The organism is Streptomyces sp. NPDC017056 (assembly GCF_044332485.1).
Lineage (GTDB): Bacteria > Actinomycetota > Actinomycetes > Streptomycetales > Streptomycetaceae > Streptomyces.
The window spans coordinates 271,098-290,350 of the sequence record NZ_JBIRPD010000001.1; the positions used below are offsets into that span (position 1 = coordinate 271,098).

The window sequence follows — 19,253 nt, forward strand, 5'->3', positions numbered from 1 at the left end:
CGAACGGCAACCGCCGCCCCGGAGACACCGTCTCCGGGGCGGCCGAGAGGACTCCCGTGCCAGTGAACGAAGGCGGCAGCGATAGCGGCAGCGGCGGCGGTGCGAGAGACGCCTCGGGGGGGCCAAGCCGGAGTCCTGACCCGGCGGCCCTCCGCCTCTCTCCGACGTGCCCTCTCCCTCCCCCACTCGTTGACCGTGATGTGTCTCACGGGGCGTGTGGGCACCCGTGAGGTGGGTATCCGGCCCGAAGATCGCGGGCAGGGACCCTCCGTGAAATGGTAGAAATGCGGAGGAAAGCCCCACCTCGGAGAGGAGACGCCATGTCGTCGAAGCGACGCCGCAAGAAGAAGGCACGTCGTAAGAACGGTGCCAACCACGGCAGCCGGCCCCAGTCCTGAGCGGCCGCGCCCACATACGGGAGGGCCCCCGGGACAGCTGTCCCGGGGGCCCTCCCGCATGTGGGCGCCACGGCCCCGTTACGCGGCGTCCACCACGCCCGAAGCCGCCACCTCGATCTTCGCGGAGGTCGCGCCGGAGCGGGAGCCCAGGCCCTCGATCTTGGTCACCAGGTCCGAGCCCTCGACGACCTCGCCGAAGACCACGTGCGCGCCGTCCAGCCACGGCGTGGCCACGGTGGTGATGAAGAACTGCGAGCCGTTGGTGTTGCGGCCGGCGTTCGCCATCGACAGCAGGAACGGGCGGTCGTGCTTGAGCTCGAAGTTCTCGTCCGCGAAGCGGTCACCGTAGATGCTCTTGCCGCCGGTGCCGTTGCGGCGGGTGAAGTCGCCGCCCTGGAGCATGAACTCGGGGATCACCCGGTGGAAAGGCGAGCCCGCGTAACCGAAGCCGTGCTCGCCGGTGGCCAGCTCACGGAAGTTGCGCGCGGTCTTGGGCACGACGTCGTCGTACAGCTTGAAGACGATGCGGCCCGCGGGAACGTCGTCGATGGATATGTCGAAAAATACGTTGGAACTCATGGAAGCTATCCTTCCACTCCGCCCGGGCCCCTCCGTCCGCCCCCCTTCGTACGAGGGACACCCGGCCGGTCCGGCGGCATCCGCCCCGTACCGAAGGCATGATCGCACCATGAACGCGCATCGCGGACACGGAAACCGACAGGGGAGAAGGCAGACCCGGTGACCGAGCACGGCAGTGACCACGATCAGGACCACGACCACGTCTGCCCCGGCCCCCACCTGCTGTGCAAGGGATGCGGCGGCCAGCAGACGGAACTCCGCTCCACACTCTACGTATCCGGCGTGGGCCACCCCGGCGAGATACACGCCCCGCACGGATGCCGCTCGTGCCGGGGCCGCGGCTTCTTCTGCCGGCACGGAACGTCCTGCCGCGGCGAGCACAACGAACAGACCCCGTTCCGGCGCCCGGACGAGATCCCGCCGGTCTAGGGCAACGCCGGTCTAGGGCGACCGGTCCGGGGGCACCGGCCGGACGGCGAGGATGGCGATGTCGTCGGCGCTGTCGGCGCCGAGGCCGATGAGCAGTTCGTCACAGAAGACGTCGAGGGGCTCGCGCGCCAGTGCGGCGGTGTACCGGCGGAGCCGGTCCATGGCGTGGTCGAGGGACTCGTCGCGGCGTTCGATGAGGCCGTCGGTATACAACAGGACGGTCGAGTGGGCGGGGAAGGGGTTCGCGGCTCCCGGGCGGGGCATCTCGGGTTCCATGCCGAGCAGCAGACCAGCGCCGCCTTCGAGGTAGCGAGTGCCGCCTTCTTTGGTGGTCAGCAGCGGCGGCAGGTGCCCGGCGGAGGAGTGCTTCAATTCCCAGGGCCCGCTCTCGGGGCCCGTCACCAGGGCGTAGATGCACGTGGCGGTGGCTTCCTGGGACAGGGTGTGGCTCGCCACGTCCAGGCGGCGCAGCACCTCTTCCGGGGGCTCCTGGCGGTCGATGGCGATGCCGCGCAGCATGCTCCGCAACTGGCTCATGGCGACGGCCGCCTCCAGGTCGTGCCCGGCGACGTCACCGATGACCACGGCGGTCTGGCCGTTGGGGACGAGGAAGCTGTCGTACCAGTCGCCGCCGATCTGCGCGGTGGTGGAGGAGGGCGCGTAGCGGGCGGCCATCTGCAGGTGCTCGACGTCCGGCAGCACGGGCAGCAAGGAGCGCTGGAGACGCTCGGCGATCTGCCGGGTCTCCTGGTAGAGGCGGGCGTGCTCCACCCCCAGGGAAAGGCTGCGGACCAGGTCGCCGATCAGGGGCAGCGCCTCTTCGGTGAAGGCCCGCTCCTTGCCGGTACGGGCCAGGGTCAGGGCACCGAAGACCGGCCCGCGGGTCCGCAGCGGAGCGACCACGGCGCTGTTCGCCCCCACCCGCTCGAACAGATCGACGTAATGCGCGTCGAGCGGGCTGTTGACCTGACTCGGCGGCGGGCGCTCGGTGAGCAGCAGCGGGCCGGCTCCGCGCAGCACCCGCGCCAGCGGTCCCCGTGCGGTCCCGGTCACCGACGGCAGCCTGCCCGCGTGTACTTCGGCGGGCAGTGCCGCGGGGCCGCAGTGCCCGACGCACATCCGCTCCAGCTGGTCCCAATCGTTGAGCAGGTCCACCACACACCAGTCGGCCAGCCGCTGGGTCAGGATCGTGCAGACCCGCTGCAAGCCTTCCTCCAGGTTCGGGGTGCTGCTCAGCGACTCCCCGATGTCGGCCAGCAGCCGGCGCTCCTGGGCCGCCGCCCCGCCGGGTTCGTCACCAGACTCCTTCCCGACAAGCTCCGGAGCTTCCGGCAGGACGGCCTCGCCCACCTCGTCCGACCCACCCGCCTCGTCCGGCCCACCCATCTCACCCGACTCAGCCGGCTCTTCTGCCCCGGCGAACCCGCTCTCCCCCGAAGCCGGAGGTACCGGGTCGGGAGGCGCGGTCCTGGGAGAAAGCTGGGCGACGAACACAGTGCGGCCGTCGGCCGTCCCCTGCGTCTGGATGAACAGCCGTACGGGAACCAACCGGCCGTCCCGGTGCAGGGCCGGCAGCGGCACCGAGCGGCCCAGGATGTGCGGCTGCCCGGTACGCAGAAGCGAAGTGAACGCCGCCATGTGCCGACCCCGTAGATGCTCGGGGATGAGCACGGTCAGCCGCCGGCCGACCAGGTCGTCCGCCTGCCACCCGAGCATGTCGGCCGCCGGCCCGTTCGCCACGACGATCCGGTTCTCCTCGTCGGCCGCGATGGTGGGGACCCTGCTGGCCCGTACGTGGCCGACGTCCCACGGCACCAGCTCCCAGGGGCTGGCGCTCGGGTCGCGGGGAACCACGGTCCAGGCGGTGACGGGCTCGCCGGCGAGCTGGCCGGTGATCTGGTCCAGCAGCCACCGGCGGAAGACGCGGTTCTGGGGCATCGCCGGCCAGGTGAGCAGGCGCTCGTCCCGGGCCGCCTGCTCAGCCAGGTCGAGCACCCGGCGCAGGGTGGCCACGGCCCGCCCGGCATCCGCGGGAAGCACCAGGTTCAGGGAGTGGATGTGGGCCACCGCGGGCTGCTTCTCCAGCGCCTCCGTCAGGCCCGCGCTGATCAGGTTGGACATGTCGTGCGCGACGGCCAGGTCCTCCGGGCGTACGCCGGTGTCCTCGCCGGCGAACCCGGCGAGAGTCAGCTCGCGCAGCAGCGCGTGCCGGTGCCGCTGGGACGCCAGGTACAGCGTGCCCGGCAAGTCGACCAGCGTCACCGTGCGCGTGGGCCCGGAAGGCGGCGCGGGGATCTCCCATCCGGAGGGCTGCGGCGGCCGCCCGTCCTCCCACAGCTCGAACCACACCGTCTTGCGCTCTTCCCCGGTCTCCACCCCGTACCGGGACGCCAGCTGCCGCACCATCGCCAGCCCGTGCCCCGGACCGGGGTGCGGAAGGTCCTGCGGCACCGGCCCCCGCTCCGGCCGCCGGTCGCCGACCTGCACATGGACCACGCCGTCCGCCGCCCAGGCGGCCACCTCCGCCTCCGTACGCGCGTGCAGCACCACATTGGTCACCAGCTCGCCGGCCAGCAGCTCGGCCGTCTCCACCACATCCGCGCCCGCACCGGCCAGCGCATCCCGCACGAAACGCCGCGCCGGCCCCACACTCTCCGGCCGAGAAGCAAACCTCCGAGAGCCCCCCGCCCCCGTCTCACTGCTGTGGTCCATGCCGCCAGTGTGCTCCACGAGACGGCCCACACAGCCGACCGGCACGCACGCCCGAACCGGCGCTCTCACACCAAGAGCCGTCCCGACCAGGATCGAAGCGATGGGGCGGACGAGTCGGCCAAAGGCCGCCTTCATGGCTACCTTGATGGCTACTTACGTAGCCGCGCGGTCTGGTGTGAACCGGTATGCAGTGAGGTCTGAGTAAGGCGCCTCCGGCATCCAAAAGGGCCCTCTGACCAGCGAAAATCCTGGTCAGGGAGCCCTTGCGGACGGACGAGTCGGCCTGTACGCCGGGTTCTGTCGCCGAAGGGCCTTGCGGCCCGTCGGGAGACGGCCATCCATCTAGGGCTGTCGTTGCCGGCAGCCTCGTGCGGTCTACCCGCGGACTCGGGCGGGCAGCCCTCGAACGTCCGCGCAGAAACACCGGGGTGTTTCCTCTTGACCTTGCTCCGGGTGGGGTTTACCTAGCCCTCCGAGTCACCTCGGAGGCTGGTGGTCTCTTACACCACCGTTTCACCCTTACCGGCGCCTTGCGGCACCGGCGGTCTGCTTTCTGTGGCACTGTCCCGCGGGTCACCCCGGGTGGGCGTTACCCACCACCCTGCCCTGTGGAGCCCGGACGTTCCTCGGGGGGATCCGATGAATCCCCACGCGGCCGTCCGGCCGGCTCGTCCGCCGTGCCGACCATGCTACCTCCCGGTCGGCTGAGCCTTGACCTTGACGCAACGGCAACGTGTGTACTGGCCGCATGAGGATCGGAGAGCTCGCGGCGCTGGCCGGTGTCACCACCCGGACCGTACGGCACTACCACCATCTCGGCCTGCTCCCGGAACCCGAACGGCTGGCGAACGGGTACCGCGAGTACCGGCTGCGCGACGCCGTGACGCTGGCGCGGGTGCGGCGGCTGACGGAGCTGGGGCTCGGGCTGAGCGAGGTGCGCGACGTGCTGGCGGACGACGCCGGGCGGGAGCTGCGCGAGGTGCTCGGCGAGCTGGACGCGGACCTGGCGCGGCAGGAGGAGGAGATCCGCCGCCGGCGCAAGCGGCTGGAGGGGCTGCTGCGGCAGGTGGAGAAGGGGCATCTGCCGGACGAGGGGCCGTATTCGGAGCAGCTGACGGCGCTGGTCGGCGAGATGCAGCGGGTCTCCGCCACGCTGCCGGGCCCGGAACCGGCGATGGCGGTGAAGGAGCGGGAGATGCTGTCGGTGCTGGAGATGGCCGCGGGGTCCTCGGAGGAGGGCGAGCGGATGATCTCCGTGCTACAGGAGGCCGCCATGCCGCCCGGGGCGATGGAGCGCGCCTACGAGGTCTACGCCTTGCTGGACGAGCTGGCCGGGGTGGAGCCCGGGGACCCGCGGGTGGAGGAAGCGGCCCGCGCGCTCGCGGCGTGCGTTCCGGACGGGCTGACGGAAGAGCTGCGCAGGGCGGAGCAGGAGGGGAAAGCGGGCGGGTCGCGGCTCGACACGGGGTTCTTGGGTTCGTATTTCGCGGGCTTCGCGCCGGCGCAAGAGGAGGCCGTGCGGTGGGCGACCCGGATGGTGCTGGAGCGGGACCGTGAGTAGCGGACGCGGCGCGGCCGGAGGGGGATCAGTCATGAGGGGGACGGGCATGAGGGGGACGGGCATGAGGGGGACGGGCATGGGGAGTACGGGCGTGGTGGGGCGGCTGGCGGCGTACGAGAGGCGTCGGATGGCGAGCCTGGCGCTGTGGGTGGCGCGGCGGCGCCACGGCGTGGGTACCGGGGAGCGCGCGCTCGGGTATGCGCGGGCGCAGGCGCCGATGATGTACGGCTTCGCGTTCGTGGCCCTGGTCGAGTCGGTCGGTGTCGGGTTCCTGCTGGCGGGGTTGCCGGTCGTGCACCTGGTCATGCAAGTGCTCGACGTCTACACGGTGCTGACCGTGCTGAGCTTCCAGGCCGCCGCCGTGACCCGGCCGCACGTCCTGGGGTCCGGCGGGCTGCGGATACGCAACGGGGCGCAGCTGGACGTGTGGATACCCCTGGAGCGGATCGCGTCCGTCCGCTACGACCTGCGCTTCCCGAAGACCGAGGAGGACAAGCGCCGGGAGCTGGAGCGGGACGGCGTGCTGGAACTGGCGGTGGCGGCGCAGACCTGCGTCACCGTCGAGCTGGCCGAGCCGGTCGTCGCGGTGAAGCTGCTGGGGCAGCGGGTGGCGGCCCGTACGGTCCGGTTCCACGCGGACGAGGGGCGGGCCGCGGCCGCCGCCATCAGGGAGGCGGTCGCGCGCCGGAAGGAAGAGCAGGAAGAGAAGGAAGCGAAGGGGGAGGAAGAGGGTGAGGGGAGGGCTGTGGTGGCGCCGGTGTGAGAGGGGCGGCCGCCGCCGAACGTAAAGTGGCGGGGCCATCGCACCGGGAGTTTAAGGAGAAGCGCGTGCTCGTGTTGCTGCCGCCGTCCGAAGGGAAGGCCGCGTCCGGGGGCGGGAAGCCGCTGGATCTGGGGGCGCTGTCGCTGCCAGGGCTGCGCCCCGCGCGGGAGGCGGTGCTCGAAGAGCTGGTCGGGCTGTGCGCGGCGGACGAGGCGAAGGCGCAGGAGGTCCTCGGGCTGAGCGACGGCCTCAGGGGCGAGATCGCGAAGAACGCGGCGCTGCGCGAGTCCGGTACGCGCCCGGCCGGCGAGATCTACACGGGCGTGCTGTACGACGCGCTGGGGCTGGCCACGCTGGACGCCGGGGCGCGGCGGCTGGCCGGGAAGTCGCTGCTGGTGTTCTCGGGGCTGTGGGGTGCGGTGGGGATCGGTGACCGCATCCCGTCGTACCGCTGCTCGATGGGGGTCAAGCTGCCGGGCCTGGGCGCGCTGGGTGCGTACTGGCGTACGCCGATGGCCGAGGTCATGCCCGAGGCCGCGGGGGACGGGCTGGTGCTGGACCTGCGGTCGGCGGCGTACGCGACGGCCTGGAAGCCCAAGGGCGAGGTCGCGGGCCGTACGGCGACGGTGCGGGTGCTCCAGTCGAAGATCGTGGACGGTGTCGAGAAGCGGTCGGTCGTCAGCCACTTCAACAAGGCGACGAAGGGGCGGCTGGTGCGGGACCTGCTGACGGCGGGGCGGGCGCCGGAGGGCCCGGCGGAGCTGGTCGAGGCGCTGGGCGATCTCGGGTACGTGGTGGAGGCCGGGGCCCCCGCGAAGGCGGGCAAGGCGTGGGCGGTCGACGTGGTGGTCAAGGAGCTTTAGGGGCCGGAGGGGCAGCAATGAACGCCCGTTGCAGTATTTGCAATGGGCGTTGCGGATGTTGACGGGCGGGCGCAGTATGGGCGGCGTGACTACCGCTGCCCCCTCCCCCGCCGGCGCGCCCTCCGTCCTCGGGCTCGCCCCCGTGATCCCGGTCGTGGTCCTCGACGACGCGGCCGACGCCGTCCCGCTCGCCCGCGCGCTGGTGGCGGGCGGGCTGCCCGCCATCGAGGTGACGCTGCGCACGGCCGCGGCGCCGGACGCGATACGGGCCATCGCCGACGCGGTGCCGGAGGCGGTCGTGGGCGCGGGCACGGTCCTGACCCCTGGGCATGTGGACACGGCGGTCGCGGCGGGCGCCCGTTTCCTGGTCAGCCCGGGGTGGTCGCCGCGGCTGCTGACCGCGATGCGGGCGTCCGGCGTACCGTTCCTGCCCGGCGTCTCGACGGCGTCGGAGGTGGTGACGCTGCTCGACGAGGGCGTGACCGAGATGAAGTTCTTCCCGGCGGAGGCCGCGGGCGGCACGGCCTACCTGAAGTCCCTCGCCTCGCCGCTCCCCCTGGCCAGGTTCTGCCCGACCGGCGGCATCGGCCTGGCCTCGGCCCCCGCGTACCTCGCGCTGCCGAACGTGGGCTGCGTGGGCGGCACCTGGATGCTCCCGGCGGACGCGCTCCGCGCGAAGGACTGGGGGCGGGTGGAGCGGCTCGCCCGCGAGGCCGCGTCGCTGCGCTGAGACGGCGCGCGCCACACACCCGTACGCCACACGCCCGTACGCCACACGCCCGTACGTCACGCAGCCGTACGGCGCGGCCCCGGCTGTGCGGATCGGCCGGTGCGGATCGGCGTGCCCGCACCGGCCTGACTGCCCCTCTCCCCGGCGGCCGGCTAGCCCCGGCCGCCGCCCCGCGGTGTGACGATCGGGAACATCGGGTCCGGCACCGTCAGGTAGCCGAAGACGGTGTCCGCCGCCGCCTGGTCGTCGACGCGGACCGTGCCGTTCTTGACCGCCGCGTCGAAGTTGTCGCGGAACAGCGGGCCGTCCAGTGCCAGCGAGTCGAACGCCGCCCTGGTCAGGACGATGGTGGCCTGCGGCTTGCCCGCGTAGAGGTCCTTGCCCTCCACGTACACCAGGACGCCGTTGCGTAGTGTGGTGGTGCACTCCTGCCGGGTGTCCGTGAAGTTCCACTGGAGGACGATCGCGGCGCGCTGCTCCTCGGCCGCCTTCGGCCCGTCCACGCTGCGGGCCATCGCCGCGAAGACCTGTTCCAGGCTCATGCTGCGGACCAGGTCCGGCGCGCCCTTGCCGGTGGGCCGCTGCGGGCCGTTGCGCAGTTCGTCGGCGCCGGTGAGGTAGAAGTTGCGCCAGGGCCCGTTCTCGGCGCCGTAGCCGAGCTGGGCGAAGGTCTTGGCCTGGAGGGCCTTGGCGTCCCTGGCGGCCTGCTCGGAGACGGTGCCGGGGTCGGCGAAGATGACGTGGTTGAGCAGTTCGACGACCCAGCGGTACGCCTGCGGGTCGTCCGGGTGGCGGTCGTACGCCTCCTGCGCCGTGCGTACGACGGCCTCGGCGCCGCCCATCGCCGCCACGTACCGGGTGCCGGCCTCGGACGGCGGCAGGTTCCACAGGTGGGCCGGGTTTCCGTCGAACCAGCCCATGTAGCGCTGGTAGACGGCCTTGAAGTTGTGGCTGAGCGAGCCGTAATAGCCCTGGTTGTACCAGTGTTCGGCGAGTCCGGCCGGCAGGTGCTGCAGTTCCTCGGCGATCTGTATTCCGGTGTATCCGCGGTTGGCGAGCCGCAGCGTCTGGTCGTTGAGGTACGCGTACATGTCCCGCTGGTTGCTCAGGAATTCAAGAATGCTTTCCTTGCCCCAGCGCGGCCAGTGGTGCGACGCGAATTCCACTTCGGTGTGCTCGCCGAAGGTCTGGATCGCGTCGGTGAGGTATTTCGACCAGGCGTGCGCGTCCCGGACCTGGGCGCCGCGCAGGCTGAGAATGTTGTGCTGGTTGTGGGTGGCGTTCTCGGCCATGCACAGGGTCTGGAGTTCGGGGAGGTAGATGTTCATCTCCGCGGGGGCCTCGGTGCCGGGCGTGAGCTGGAAGAGCAGCCGTACGCCGTCGACGACCCGCCGGTGCAGGCCGGCCCGCCACGGGATGACGTCGGCGGGCGTCCAGTCGTCGCTGGTGACGGCCTGGGCCGCGCCGATGGAGTCGGTCGGCGGCAGGAGCGTGACCTCGCCCGTGGAGATGGTCAGGCCGAGGCCCGAACCGACCTGTGCGTAGGGGGACTTGTCCAGCCCGGCCGCGTACATGTACTCGGCGCGGCGCGCCATCGCCGGGCCCGCGTAGACGTTCTCGCTGACGGCGTGCTCCAGGAACCCGTCGGGCGCGATGACCGGGAGGTCCGCGGGCACTTCGTCGTTCCGCTCGGCGAACAGGCCGCGGGCGCCGCCGAAGTGGTCGACGTGGCTGTGGGTGTAGATGAGGGCGACGACCGGCCGGGGCCTGGGGCGGTCGCCCTCGACCGTGTCGCGGTAGAGCTTGAGGGCGGCCTGCGCGGTCTCGTAACAGGCCAGCGGGTCGATGACGACGAGCCCGGTGTCGCCCTCGATGATCGTCATGTTCGACAGGTCGTAGCCGCGTACCTGGTAGACGGCCCTGCTGCCGTTGGAGGTGACCAGGAACAGCCCGGCCGTCGCGGTGAGCACCCCCTGGCGCCACAGGCTCGGGTTGACCTCCGCCGGTGCCTGCTCGTCGCCGTCGACCAGGAAGTCGTACGCCGCGAAGTCCCAGACGGCCTTGCCGCTGTCCGAGCGGGCGGGGATCACCGCGACGTCCGGTCGGGCGAGCAGTTGCCTGTTCGCGTCCTCGAAGTCCCGCGAACCGCCCGCCTGGATTCGCTCCGCGACCTTTCGATTGGCCTGTGCCACGGACGGGGAAACCGCAATGGGCTCGACGCTCTCGCTCGGCATACCAACCTCCGTACAGGCATGCGGAATGCGCGCATGCGGTGAGGGATAAAGACGCTGGCCGCGCCTTGGTGTGCAAGCGACGCTATGGAAGCGGAGTGCGCGGTACAAGGAATCGAACAAGCCACCCGGTGCGGACCGGCCCCGCGCCGGCGAAAAGCACTGCGTTCACGCCAAGGAAAAATGGCCCGGAAAGGGCCCGTCCGGAGCGGAAAAAAGCCCGCCGGTACGTCCTCGCGGAGGTACCGGCGGGCGGGTGCGCGTTCAGGCGGTCAGTTCCGTCCGGGCGGTGGCGGCGGTGGCCGCGGTGACGGGCGCGTGGCGGATGTACCACTCGGTGCCGAACAGCCGCGCCCCGGCGTCCGGCGCGAGGCCGTCGAGCACTCCCGGCAGGGCTCCGCGCGCCGCCTCGGAGCGGTGCGCCAGGATGGCGGCGATCTTCTGCTCCAGCCAGGGCCGTACGTCGACGGTCGCGGTGACCAGTGCGTCGGGCACGCTGTAGAGCGGCGCGTCCGCGTCGAGCACGTCGCGGAGCCGCGGCACGGCCGAGTCGGGGTGCGTGGCCAGGTAGAGGGCGCGCGGCTGCCACGGCTCTCCGGCCTCGGGGTAGAGCTTTTCGAGCCCGGCCGCCTGGACGGCGAGCATGGTCACCCGGTGGGTGTGCACGTGGTCCGGGTGGCCCGTCAGCCCTCCGTACGCGTCGTGGGTGACGACGACCTCAGGGCGGGTCTCCCGGATGTGTGCCACCAGCCGCCCCACCGCCTCGTCCAGCGGCGCGTCGCACAGCCGCGCGCGGCCCGGGGCCGACCACGGGACCCTCGCGTCGGCGTAGCCGAGCATCCGCGGCTCGCCGGCGCCGAGGATCGCGAGTGCTTCGGCCAGTTCCGCGGCGCGCGCGGTGTCCTCGGCCCAGGTCGCCGTGACGACCGCGGTGCGCGCGCCGGCGGCCGCGTGCCGGGCGAGCACCCCGCCCGCCGACAGCGACTCGTCGTCGGGGTGGGCGAAGACCGCGAGCAGGTCGGGCCATGCCATCGGCGTACCGCCTTCCGTCAGGAGAAGACCTGCCGGGGTCCTCTCAGCGCAGATGTCCCGTGTCGTTCAGCAGGCGCACCGACGCGTTCCCGTCGGCGTAGTACGCGACGGCGGACAGCGACGCCGCGGAGAGTTCCATCCGGAACAGTGACTCCGGCGGGGCGCCGAGGGCCAGGCGTACCAGGGTCTTGACCGGGGTGACGTGGGTGACCAGCAGCACCGTGCGGCCGGCGTGGCGGGCCAGCAGCTTGTCGCGGGAGACGGCGACGCGGCGGGCGACGGCCGCGAAGGACTCGCCGTCCGTGGGCGCCGCTTTCGCGGAGCCGAGCCAGGCCGCCATGTCCTCCGGGTGGCGCTCTTGGACCTCGGCGAAGGTCAGGCCCTCCCAGGCGCCGAAGTCGGTCTCGCGCAGGCCCTCGTCGGTCCGTACGTCCAGGCCGAGGCGGGCCGCGACGGTCTCGGCCGTCTGCCGGCAGCGCTTGAGGGGCGAGCTGACGACGGCCTGGATCGTGCCGCGCGCGGCGAGTGCGGCGGCGACCGCCTCGGCCTGGCGGTGGCCGGCCTGGGACAGCTCGGGGTCGGAGCCGCCGCTGCCGGAGAATCGCTTCTGCGGTGTCAGCGCGGTCTCGCCGTGCCGCAGGAGGACGAAGGTGGTCGGCGCGCCGAGGTCGGCGGGCGCCCAGCCGGCCGGCGGCGCCTTCGGCCCGGCGGCCTCGGCGGCCTCCGCCGCCGCGTCGGCGGCGCGGGCCGCGGCACTGCGCGCCGGACCGCCCGCTTCCAGTCCGGCCCGCGAGTCGCGCGGCTCCCACTGGCGGCCCGCCTTGCCCGCGTCCATGGCCTCGTTGGCGAGCCGGTCGGCGTGCTTGTTCTTCTCGCGCGGGATCCACTCGTACGTCACCCGTGAGGGCGGGAAGACGCTGCGCGCCTCCGCCGCCAGCGGCCGCATGTCCGGGTGCTTGATCTTCCAGCGGCCCGACATCTGCTCGACGACCAGCTTGGAGTCCATCCGGACCCGGATCTCCGCCTCCGGGTCCAGCGCGTGCGCGGCGCGCAGCCCGGCGACCAGGCCCCGGTACTCGGCGACGTTGTTGGTCGCCGTGCCGATGTACTCGGCGGCCTCGGCGAGGGTCTCGCCGGTCGCCGGGTCGATGACGACCGCGCCGTAGCCCGCGGGCCCCGGGTTGCCCCGGGACCCGCCGTCGGCCTCGACGACGAACGTACGGGCCACGGCCTACAGACCCGAGTCGGGCGTGCGCACCAGGATGCGGCTGCAGTTCTCGCAGCGCACGACCTTGTCGGCGGGCGCGCTGCGCACGTCGTTCAGCTCGGTGATGTCCAGCTCCAGGCGGCAGCCCTCGCAGCGGCGCTGGTAGAGGCGGGCCGCGCCGAGGCCGCCCTGCTTCTCGCGCAGCCGGTCGTAGAGCTTGAGCAGGTCGGCCGGGATGTCGGCGACGGTCAGCTCGCGCTCCTTGCGGACCGTGTCGGCCTCGGCGTCGATCTCGGCGAACGCGGCGTCCCGGCGGGCGGCCGCGTCGTTGACCTTGGCCTGCACGGACTCCACGCGCCCGGTCAGCTCGGCGACGCGCTCCTGGGCGGACTCGCGGCGCTCCATGACCTCCAGGACGACGTCCTCCAGGTCGCCCTGGCGCTTGGCGAGGGAGGCGATCTCCTTCTGGAGGTTCTCCAGGTCCTTGGGCGAGGTGATGGCACCGGAGTCCAGGCGCTGCTGGTCGCGGGCGGCGCGCTGGCGCACCTGGTCCACGTCCTGCTCCGCCTTGGTCTGCTCGCGGGTGGTGTCGCTCTCCTCGGTCTGCGCGGCCACGAGCAGGTCGCGCTGCTGGGTGAGGTCGCCCTCCAGGGTGTGGATCTCGGCCAGCTCGGGGAGGTTCTTGCGCTTGTGCGCGAGCTGGCTGAGCCTCACGTCCAGAGCCTGGACGTCGAGGAGGCGGATCTGGTCGGCGGGCGCGGCGTTCAGCGTGGGGCTCCTGTTGTGTTCGTCGGGGTCGTGCGGGCGTCGGACGCCGCGTGGGCGGTCCAGGGATCGGTGACCGTGCGCGAGACGTGGGTGCGCAGGTTCCAGCCGTGCCGGTCGGAAATCTCGTCGAGCTGGGCCGCGGCCTGCTCGCACCAGGGCCACTCGGTGGCCCAGTGGGCGGCGTCGAGCAGCGCCGGACCGCTTCGCTGGGTCGCCTCGGAGGCGGGGTGGTGGCGCAGGTCGGCGGTGAGGAACGCGTCCACGCCCGCCGCCCGCACGTCGTCGAAGAGGCTGTCGCCGGAGCCGCCGGAGACCGCGACCGTGCGGATCGTACGGTCGCCGTCGCCGGCGATCCGGACGCCCTGCGCGGTGGCGGGCAGCCGGGCGGCGGCGTACGGGCCGAACTCGGCCAGCGTCATCGGGTGCGGCAGTTCGCAGACCCGGCCCAGACCGCGGCGGCCGTGGGTGTCGGTGGCGTCCGGCACCAGGGGGCCGAGGACGCGCAGGTCCAGGGCGCCGGCCAGGGCGTCGGAGACGCCGGGGTCGGCGGTGTCGGCGTTGGTGTGCGCGACGTGCAGCGCGATGTCGTTCTTGATCAGCGTGTGCACGACACGGCCCTTGAAGGTGCCGACCGCGACCGTGGTCGTACCGCGCAGGTAGAGCGGGTGGTGCGTGACCAGCAGGTCGGCACCGATCCGGACCGCCTCGTCGGCGATCTCCTGCACGGGGTCGACGGCGAACAGGACCCGGCGCACCCCGGCGTCCGGGTCACCGCAGACCGTGCCGACGGCGTCCCACGATGCGGCCCGCTCGGGGGGCCAGAGGGCGTCGAGCGCGGCGAGGACTTCAGACAGTACGGGCACGGGTGGAAGGTTACCTCCCACCCGTGCCCGTATGACGGGCCGCTTCGGACGGCGGCGGGCGGGCGTCCGCGCGCTCCGGGCGGCCGGGGCGCGAAGTCGGGGGCGCCGCGCTCCGCGGAGGCCCGTCGCGTAGAGCACAACCCTCTCCCACGCCTCAGGCGAAGCGGACATCCACCACTCTTTTGCGTGAAGTGCCGCAACCTTCGCCGATCGTTTGGAAGGACGAAAACTAGCTTCGAGCGCACTGACTGGAGGTGAGCACTCGATGACGGCCTGTGTCACCGAGGACGCCGCGGCGCCGGACACCCGGCAGCGCCCCGCGGCGCTGACGATCGCCGCCGACGGCTCCTACGCCGCCCGGCTCGCGCGGCACGAGAGCACCGGGAGCTGGTTCCCCGAGCGCTGGACGCTGGCGGGGCCCGAGCCGTACGCGGTCCCGCTGCCCGGCAACCAGCCCGAGGAGGCGGACAGCGAGCTGCTGCCGCTCACGGACGGCCGGGTGCTGATCCGGCGCCGGTCCGGGGACCGTTTCGCGCTCGCCCTGCTGTACCCCACGGGGCCCGGCACCGGCGAGCTGGCGCTGGGCGCCGTGAGCGCGCCCGGGCTGACGCTGCTGCCCGCGTCGCCCTGCGGGACCCGCGCGTACGCGCTCGCGCCCGGCGAGCGGTCCACCGTGCTGTGGCTCGTGCACGACGGCCGCGACTCCCCCGTGCCCGGCCTGGCGCATTCGGGCCCCGCCTGCGTCGCCGAGCTTCCGGGGCGCTGCACGGGCGGTGTCTGGCTGGACCGTACGGGCCGGCTGCTCGCCCTCGACCAGGAGCTGGACGGGCGTACGAAGACGGTGGTGGTCGACCTGGAGCGCGGCGGCGAGACCAGCCCGCTGCTCCAGATCACGGAGCGGAGCAACGACCGGCTGCTGCTGGCCGACCCGGACAGCGGCCTGCTGGTGCTGCGGTCCGACGCGGCCGGGCACGACCGGCTGGGCTGGGGTGTGCTGGGCAGCGCGCTGCCGGTGCGCTTCCCGGAGTGCCTGCGGCTGCCGGACGCCGCGCTCCAGCCGTTCGCGGTGCAGCCGGGGCAGGCGCTCGCGCCGGAGAGCAGCGCGGTGGCGTTCCGCGTCGACGCGGCGGGCGGCACCTGGCTGGGCGTGTGGCGGCCCGCGGAGCGCAGGCTGCGGCAGCTGGCGGCCCCGCGCGGGTGGCTGGCGGGGGCCGGGCTGTGGGCGGCGGACGGCGAGCTGCGGCTGCCGTTCGTGACGCCGACGGCGCCGTGCGGGCTGGCCCGGCTGCCGGCCCGGGCCACGGGGCTCGTGGAGCGGGAGGCGCCCGCCGGGGAGTCTGGGCCACGCACGGAGATCGCCGTACGGCACTCCCGCCCCTCGGATGCCCCGCTACCGGACAAATTTCCCGAAGACCCACCACCTGCCAACTTCCCGCCCAGAGCCGCACGATGGGTACGATTCTCACCGGCCCCGTCCCCAACTCCCCCGGTGGCGCTGCGAGTAGACCGCGCGGACGGGCGGCCGAAGGTGCGCTGCGAGGCCCCACCGCCCACCGCCTCCACACCATCCACACAACCGGAACCCGTAACCCAGGAACCGTACGCCGCGCCCGCGCATCCCCTTCCTTGCAGGCCGGTGCCGCTGCAGCAGGCGCCCCTCGCGGCCCGGGAGGCCCGGTAGAGCAAGATCTTTCGCACCGTTAGGATCGGGCGGGGGCTACGCAGCCGGTTGACCGGCCACCGACGGGTGTTGCCGCGGCAATCCCAGCGGTTCGCTGGGAGAGGTCCCGACGCGTACAGCTGTAAGCGATCTGACGGAGTGACTCCTCGCATGTCCGAAGCCCGAACCGACACGACCCAGGCGCGCCAGTACGACGCCGCCCAGGCCGCCGCGGCGGCAGGCGCCGGCAAACACCGTGGCCCGGCCGCCTCGGAGGACGCCGACGCGTCCCCGAACGGCCGGCACCGCCGGAGCAAGCAGACGCAGGACGCCTGAGGCGGGTCCGTACGGCAACGGCCGTGGCCGCCGCACCGCATTCCAGGGGTACGGGGGCCACGGCCGCTGTCGTGCGCGCCGGGCGGTCAGCGGTGCTTGAGGCCGAGCACCTCCGCCGCCGCGAACGTCTCCTGCGGCGGGCGCTCCGCGTAGTACGGCGTCAGCGCCTCGTCCAGCTCCGCGTACGTGAAGACGTCCTTCGCGGTGTCGAACTGCGCCGCCACCTTCGGCCGTTCGACCACCGCGACCATGCCGCCGTGCACGACGAGCAACTGCCCGTTGACCCGTGCCGCCGCCGGCGAGGCCAGGTAGCCGACCAGCGGCGCGACGTGCTCGGGGGCCAGCGCGTCGCGGGACCCGTCCGCCGGCACCTCGAACCCGGCGAAGACGTCCTCGGTCATCCGGGTGCGGGCTCTGGGGCAGATCGCGTTGGCGGTGACCCCGTACTTGGCCAGGGCCAGCGCGCAGGACGTGGTGAGGCCGACGATGCCGCCCTTGGCCGCCGCGTAGTTGGGCTGGCCCGCCGAGCCCGCGAGGAACGCCTCGGACGAGGTGTTGACGATCCGCCCGTACACCGCGGACCCGGCGGCCTTGGACCGCTCGCGCCAGTGGGCGGCGGCGAAGTGCGTGGTGTTGAAGTGGCCCTTGAGGTGGACGCGGATCACCGAGTCCCACTCGTCCTCCGTCATGGAGAACACCATCCGGTCGCGCAGGATGCCCGCGTTGTTGACCAGGACGTCCAGCTTCCCCCAGCGCTCGACGGCCAGCCCGACCAGGCCGCGCGCCGTCTCGTGGTCGGCGACGTCGCCGAGGTGGGCGACGGCCTCGCCGCCCGCCGCGCGGATCTCGGCGGCGGTCTCCTCGGCCGGGCCCGCCGACGCCGCGCCGGAGCCGTCCCGGCCCGGCTGCCCGTAGTCGTTGACGACGACGGCCGCGCCGAGCCCGGCCAGTTCCAGCGCCTCGGCCCGGCCCAGGCCGCGGCCGGCCCCGGTGACGATCGCGGACAGTCCCTCAAGCGGCCGTGCGGTGGGAGCGCTCACGGTGCCGGCTTCCTCTCGGTCGGTGTGCGTACGCGGCGGGGCGGGCCCTGTAGGGCCGGTACGGTCAGATCTCGATGCACGTACGGAGGGCGGCGCCGGTCCGCATCTGCTCCAGCGCCTCGTTGACCTCGGCGAGCCGGACCCGGTGGGTGATCAGCCCCGCCAGGTCGATCCGGCCGGCGCGCCACAGGGCGATGGCCCGCTCGTAGGACCGCAGCACGTCCCCGCCCCCGTACAGCGACGGCAGGATGCGCTTCTCGTCGAAGAACAGCTCGAACATGTTGACCTGGAAGTGGTCGTCCACCGCCCCCGCACCGACCACGCAGAGCGTGCCGCCGCGCCGCGTCGCCTCGTAGGCGGTGCGGGCGGTGGCGGCCTTGCCGACGACCTCGAAGACGTAGTCGAAGCCCTCGCCGCCGGTGATCCGCTGCTTGGCGTCGGCCAGCTCCTCCGGGGCCACCGCCTCGGTCGCGCCGAAGCGCAGCGCCGCCTCGCGCCGCGAGACCACCGGGTCCACCGCGACGATCTGCGCGGCCCCGCACACCCGCGCACCCTGGACGGCGGAGATGCCGACCCCGCCGCAGCCGATGACGGCGACCGACGCGCCGGGCTCCACCCGCGCGGTGTTCATCGCGGCGCCCAGCCCCGTCGTCACCCCGCACCCGATCAGCGCCGCGATCTCGTACGGCACGTCGTCGGGGATCGGCACGGCGCAGTCGGCGGCGACGACCACCTCCTCGGCGAAGGTGCCGGTGCCCGCGAAGCCGAAGACGTCGGACGGATCGGCCGCGGCGCGGCGGAAGTTGGGCGTCCCGGCGTTCATGAAACCCGCCAGGCACAGCTGGGTCTGGCCGCGCTTGCACGACGGACACGTACCGCAGGCGGGCAGCCAGCACATCAGCACCCGGTCCCCCGCCGCGAGCCCCTGGACGCCCTCGCCCACCTCCGTGATCTCGCCCGCGCCCTCGTGCCCGGGGACGAAGGGCGCGGGCTGCGGCAGCACCCCGCTCATCGCGGACAGGTCGGAGTGGCACAGCCCCGTGGCCCGGATGCGCACCCGCACCTTCCCCGGGCCGAACCCGACCGCCTCGACGTCGTCGACGACTTCCAGCTTGTCCTGCCCTGTCTGGTGCTGAATCGCTGCGCGCATGGTGCGCTCCCTTCGCGGGGCGGCCGGGTCCTGGTGGGGTGTCGCGGGCGCCGCAGCGCCGCCTCAGGCGCCGGACGGGCTGATGTCGATCACGGTGTCGGCGAGCACCGGCGCGTCGTCCCGGTCGGCCGCCGTGACCGACACCAGGACCCGGCCCGGCTCCTGCCACATGCGCACGCGGAGCGTCTCGCCGGGGTAGGCCACCCCGGCGAACCGGGTCGTGTACGCGGCGACGCGCGCCACGTCGCCGTCCAGCACCTCGTCCACCACCGCCTTGAGCGTGACGCCGTACGAGCACAGGCCGTGCAGGATCGGCCGGTCGAAGCCGGCCAGCTTGGCGAACTCGGGGTCGGCGTGCAGCGGGTTCCAGTCGCCGGACAGGCGGTAGAGCAGCGCCTGGTCCTCGCGCAGGTGCCGTTCGACGGTGCGGTCCGGGGCGCGTTCCGGCAGCTCCAGGCGGTTGGAGGGCCCGCGCTCACCGCCGAAGCCGCCCTCGCCGCGGACGAAGATCTGTGTGTCGCAGGTCCACAGCGGGCCCTCGTCGTCGGCCGTCTCGGACCGCAGCACGATGACGGCGGCCTTCCCCTTGTCGTACACGGCGGGCACGGTGGCGGTCGTGACGGCGCGCCCCCGTACGGGGATCGGCCGGTGGACGGTCACGGTCTGGCCGCCGTGCAGGACCGCGGCGAGGTCGACGTCGATGCCGGGCGCGGACAGGCCGCCGGCCAGCGCCATCCCGCCGCCCGCCACGGTCGCGAAACTGGGCAGCACGTGCAGCCGGCTCTCCAGCGTGTAGCGCAGCTCGCCGGGGTCGGTGGCGGGGACGCCCGCGCCGATGCCGAGGTGGTAGAGCTGGACGTCCTTGGGCTCCCACGCCAGCTCGGTGGTCTTCGGCTCGGCGGCGGTGGCCTTGGCGGCGTCGATGGGCATG

At 73.1% G+C, this 19,253-nt stretch carries 18 protein-coding genes and 1 other RNA gene; 8 read left to right on the forward strand and 11 right to left on the reverse strand.

Annotated features, from left to right (window positions below):
* The first annotated feature begins 320 nt into the window (after positions 1-320).
* The gene (locus ACH4OW_RS01230) at positions 321-398 is read left to right on the forward strand and encodes a 50S ribosomal protein bL37 (RefSeq protein ID WP_370443954.1); all 78 of its coding nucleotides are present in this window, start codon (positions 321-323) and stop codon (positions 396-398) included.
* 78 nt (positions 399-476) lie between these two features.
* Here ACH4OW_RS01230 and ACH4OW_RS01235 read toward each other — a convergent pair whose 3' ends face one another.
* On the reverse strand, positions 477-977 hold the full coding sequence (locus ACH4OW_RS01235; RefSeq protein ID WP_360136803.1) for a peptidylprolyl isomerase: 501 nt from the start codon (positions 975-977) through the stop codon (positions 477-479).
* Positions 978-1,136: 159 nt separating this feature from the next.
* Here ACH4OW_RS01235 and ACH4OW_RS01240 point away from each other — a divergent pair, with 159 nt between their 5' ends.
* Positions 1,137-1,406, forward strand: a complete 270-nt coding sequence (locus ACH4OW_RS01240) for a hypothetical protein (RefSeq protein WP_360136804.1) — start codon at positions 1,137-1,139, stop codon at positions 1,404-1,406.
* A gap of 12 nt (positions 1,407-1,418) precedes the next feature.
* Here the strand turns inward: ACH4OW_RS01240 and ACH4OW_RS01245 are convergent, their stop codons facing one another.
* Positions 1,419-4,118: a SpoIIE family protein phosphatase gene (locus ACH4OW_RS01245; protein ID WP_398024003.1), complete on the reverse strand. Its 2,700-nt coding sequence runs from the start codon at positions 4,116-4,118 to the stop codon at positions 1,419-1,421.
* 270 nt (positions 4,119-4,388) lie between these two features.
* Positions 4,389-4,789, reverse strand: an RNA gene (gene rnpB, locus ACH4OW_RS01250) — RNase P RNA component class A.
* Between the two features lie 77 nt (positions 4,790-4,866).
* On the opposite strand from rnpB, the gene ACH4OW_RS01255 reads away from it, so the two are divergent.
* From ACH4OW_RS01255 to eda, 4 genes are all read left to right on the forward strand, one after another.
* Positions 4,867-5,679 (forward strand): MerR family transcriptional regulator, encoded by an 813-nt coding sequence (locus ACH4OW_RS01255; protein WP_398024005.1) that lies wholly within the window; start codon positions 4,867-4,869, stop codon positions 5,677-5,679.
* 76 nt (positions 5,680-5,755) lie between these two features.
* On the forward strand, positions 5,756-6,442 hold the full coding sequence (locus ACH4OW_RS01260; RefSeq protein WP_398024006.1) for a hypothetical protein: 687 nt from the start codon (positions 5,756-5,758) through the stop codon (positions 6,440-6,442).
* A 65-nt stretch (positions 6,443-6,507) separates the two neighbouring features.
* Positions 6,508-7,305 (forward strand): peroxide stress protein YaaA, encoded by a 798-nt coding sequence (gene yaaA / locus ACH4OW_RS01265; protein ID WP_398024007.1) that lies wholly within the window; start codon positions 6,508-6,510, stop codon positions 7,303-7,305.
* Positions 7,306-7,381: 76 nt separating this feature from the next.
* A complete protein-coding gene (eda, locus tag ACH4OW_RS01270) occupies positions 7,382-8,035 on the forward strand; it encodes a bifunctional 4-hydroxy-2-oxoglutarate aldolase/2-dehydro-3-deoxy-phosphogluconate aldolase (RefSeq protein ID WP_360136810.1) in 654 nt (217 codons plus the stop codon).
* 152 nt (positions 8,036-8,187) lie between these two features.
* Here eda and ACH4OW_RS01275 read toward each other — a convergent pair whose 3' ends face one another.
* The 5 genes from ACH4OW_RS01275 to ACH4OW_RS01295 all read right to left on the reverse strand — a co-directional run bounded on the left by ACH4OW_RS01275 (position 8,188) and on the right by ACH4OW_RS01295 (position 14,136).
* Positions 8,188-10,269, reverse strand: a complete 2,082-nt coding sequence (locus tag ACH4OW_RS01275) for an alkyl/aryl-sulfatase (RefSeq protein WP_398024010.1) — start codon at positions 10,267-10,269, stop codon at positions 8,188-8,190.
* A 261-nt stretch (positions 10,270-10,530) separates the two neighbouring features.
* Positions 10,531-11,298 carry a PIG-L deacetylase family protein gene (locus tag ACH4OW_RS01280; RefSeq protein ID WP_398024012.1) on the reverse strand — a complete coding sequence of 256 codons (768 nt, stop codon included), beginning with the start codon at positions 11,296-11,298 and terminating at the stop codon, positions 10,531-10,533.
* Between the two features lie 43 nt (positions 11,299-11,341).
* Positions 11,342-12,526, reverse strand: a complete 1,185-nt coding sequence (locus ACH4OW_RS01285; protein ID WP_398024014.1) for a bifunctional RNase H/acid phosphatase — start codon at positions 12,524-12,526, stop codon at positions 11,342-11,344.
* Positions 12,527-12,529: 3 nt separating this feature from the next.
* Complete coding sequence (locus ACH4OW_RS01290) at positions 12,530-13,273, reverse strand: C4-type zinc ribbon domain-containing protein (RefSeq protein WP_360136866.1); 744 nt, start codon at positions 13,271-13,273, stop codon at positions 12,530-12,532.
* Positions 13,270-14,136 carry a Nif3-like dinuclear metal center hexameric protein gene (locus ACH4OW_RS01295; RefSeq protein WP_398024016.1) on the reverse strand — a complete coding sequence of 289 codons (867 nt, stop codon included), beginning with the start codon at positions 14,134-14,136 and terminating at the stop codon, positions 13,270-13,272. Before ACH4OW_RS01295 ends, ACH4OW_RS01290 begins: the two co-directional genes overlap by 4 nt.
* A gap of 265 nt (positions 14,137-14,401) precedes the next feature.
* Between ACH4OW_RS01295 and ACH4OW_RS01300 the strand changes: the two genes are divergently transcribed.
* Together ACH4OW_RS01300 and ACH4OW_RS01305 are read left to right on the forward strand one after the other, a co-directional pair.
* Positions 14,402-15,817 (forward strand): hypothetical protein, encoded by a 1,416-nt coding sequence (locus ACH4OW_RS01300; RefSeq protein WP_398024018.1) that lies wholly within the window; start codon positions 14,402-14,404, stop codon positions 15,815-15,817.
* 150 nt (positions 15,818-15,967) lie between these two features.
* Positions 15,968-16,132 (forward strand): hypothetical protein, encoded by a 165-nt coding sequence (locus ACH4OW_RS01305; RefSeq protein ID WP_360136816.1) that lies wholly within the window; start codon positions 15,968-15,970, stop codon positions 16,130-16,132.
* An 86-nt stretch (positions 16,133-16,218) separates the two neighbouring features.
* Here ACH4OW_RS01305 and ACH4OW_RS01310 read toward each other — a convergent pair whose 3' ends face one another.
* From ACH4OW_RS01310 to ACH4OW_RS01320, 3 genes are all read right to left on the reverse strand, one after another.
* Entirely contained in the window at positions 16,219-17,172 is a 954-nt protein-coding gene (locus ACH4OW_RS01310) for a 3-oxoacyl-ACP reductase (RefSeq protein ID WP_398024020.1), read from the reverse strand.
* Positions 17,173-17,236: 64 nt separating this feature from the next.
* Positions 17,237-18,322 (reverse strand): Zn-dependent alcohol dehydrogenase, encoded by a 1,086-nt coding sequence (locus ACH4OW_RS01315; RefSeq protein WP_360136818.1) that lies wholly within the window; start codon positions 18,320-18,322, stop codon positions 17,237-17,239.
* A 63-nt stretch (positions 18,323-18,385) separates the two neighbouring features.
* The gene (locus ACH4OW_RS01320; protein WP_360136819.1) at positions 18,386-19,252 is read right to left on the reverse strand and encodes a MaoC/PaaZ C-terminal domain-containing protein; all 867 of its coding nucleotides are present in this window, start codon (positions 19,250-19,252) and stop codon (positions 18,386-18,388) included.
* Position 19,253: the final 1 nt, after the last annotated feature.

Bases quoted from the DNA above. Each gene is read 5' to 3' on its own strand.
- ACH4OW_RS01230 (WP_370443954.1), top strand. From the start codon at position 321: ATGTCGTCGAAGCGACGCCGCAAGAAGAAGGCACGTCGTAAGAACGGT.
- ACH4OW_RS01235 (WP_360136803.1), bottom strand. From the start codon at position 977: ATGAGTTCCAACGTATTTTTCGACATATCCATCGACGACGTTCCCGCG.
- ACH4OW_RS01245 (WP_398024003.1), bottom strand. From the start codon at position 4,118: ATGGACCACAGCAGTGAGACGGGGGCGGGGGGCTCTCGGAGGTTTGCT.
- ACH4OW_RS01255 (WP_398024005.1), top strand. From the start codon at position 4,867: ATGAGGATCGGAGAGCTCGCGGCGCTGGCCGGTGTCACCACCCGGACC.
- ACH4OW_RS01260 (WP_398024006.1), top strand. From the start codon at position 5,756: ATGGGGAGTACGGGCGTGGTGGGGCGGCTGGCGGCGTACGAGAGGCGT.
- eda (WP_360136810.1), top strand. From the start codon at position 7,382: ATGGGCGGCGTGACTACCGCTGCCCCCTCCCCCGCCGGCGCGCCCTCC.
- ACH4OW_RS01275 (WP_398024010.1), bottom strand. From the start codon at position 10,269: ATGCCGAGCGAGAGCGTCGAGCCCATTGCGGTTTCCCCGTCCGTGGCA.
- ACH4OW_RS01280 (WP_398024012.1), bottom strand. From the start codon at position 11,298: ATGGCATGGCCCGACCTGCTCGCGGTCTTCGCCCACCCCGACGACGAG.
- ACH4OW_RS01300 (WP_398024018.1), top strand. From the start codon at position 14,402: ATGACGGCCTGTGTCACCGAGGACGCCGCGGCGCCGGACACCCGGCAG.
- ACH4OW_RS01305 (WP_360136816.1), top strand. From the start codon at position 15,968: ATGTCCGAAGCCCGAACCGACACGACCCAGGCGCGCCAGTACGACGCC.
- ACH4OW_RS01315 (WP_360136818.1), bottom strand. From the start codon at position 18,322: ATGCGCGCAGCGATTCAGCACCAGACAGGGCAGGACAAGCTGGAAGTC.
- ACH4OW_RS01320 (WP_360136819.1), bottom strand. From the start codon at position 19,252: ATGCCCATCGACGCCGCCAAGGCCACCGCCGCCGAGCCGAAGACCACC.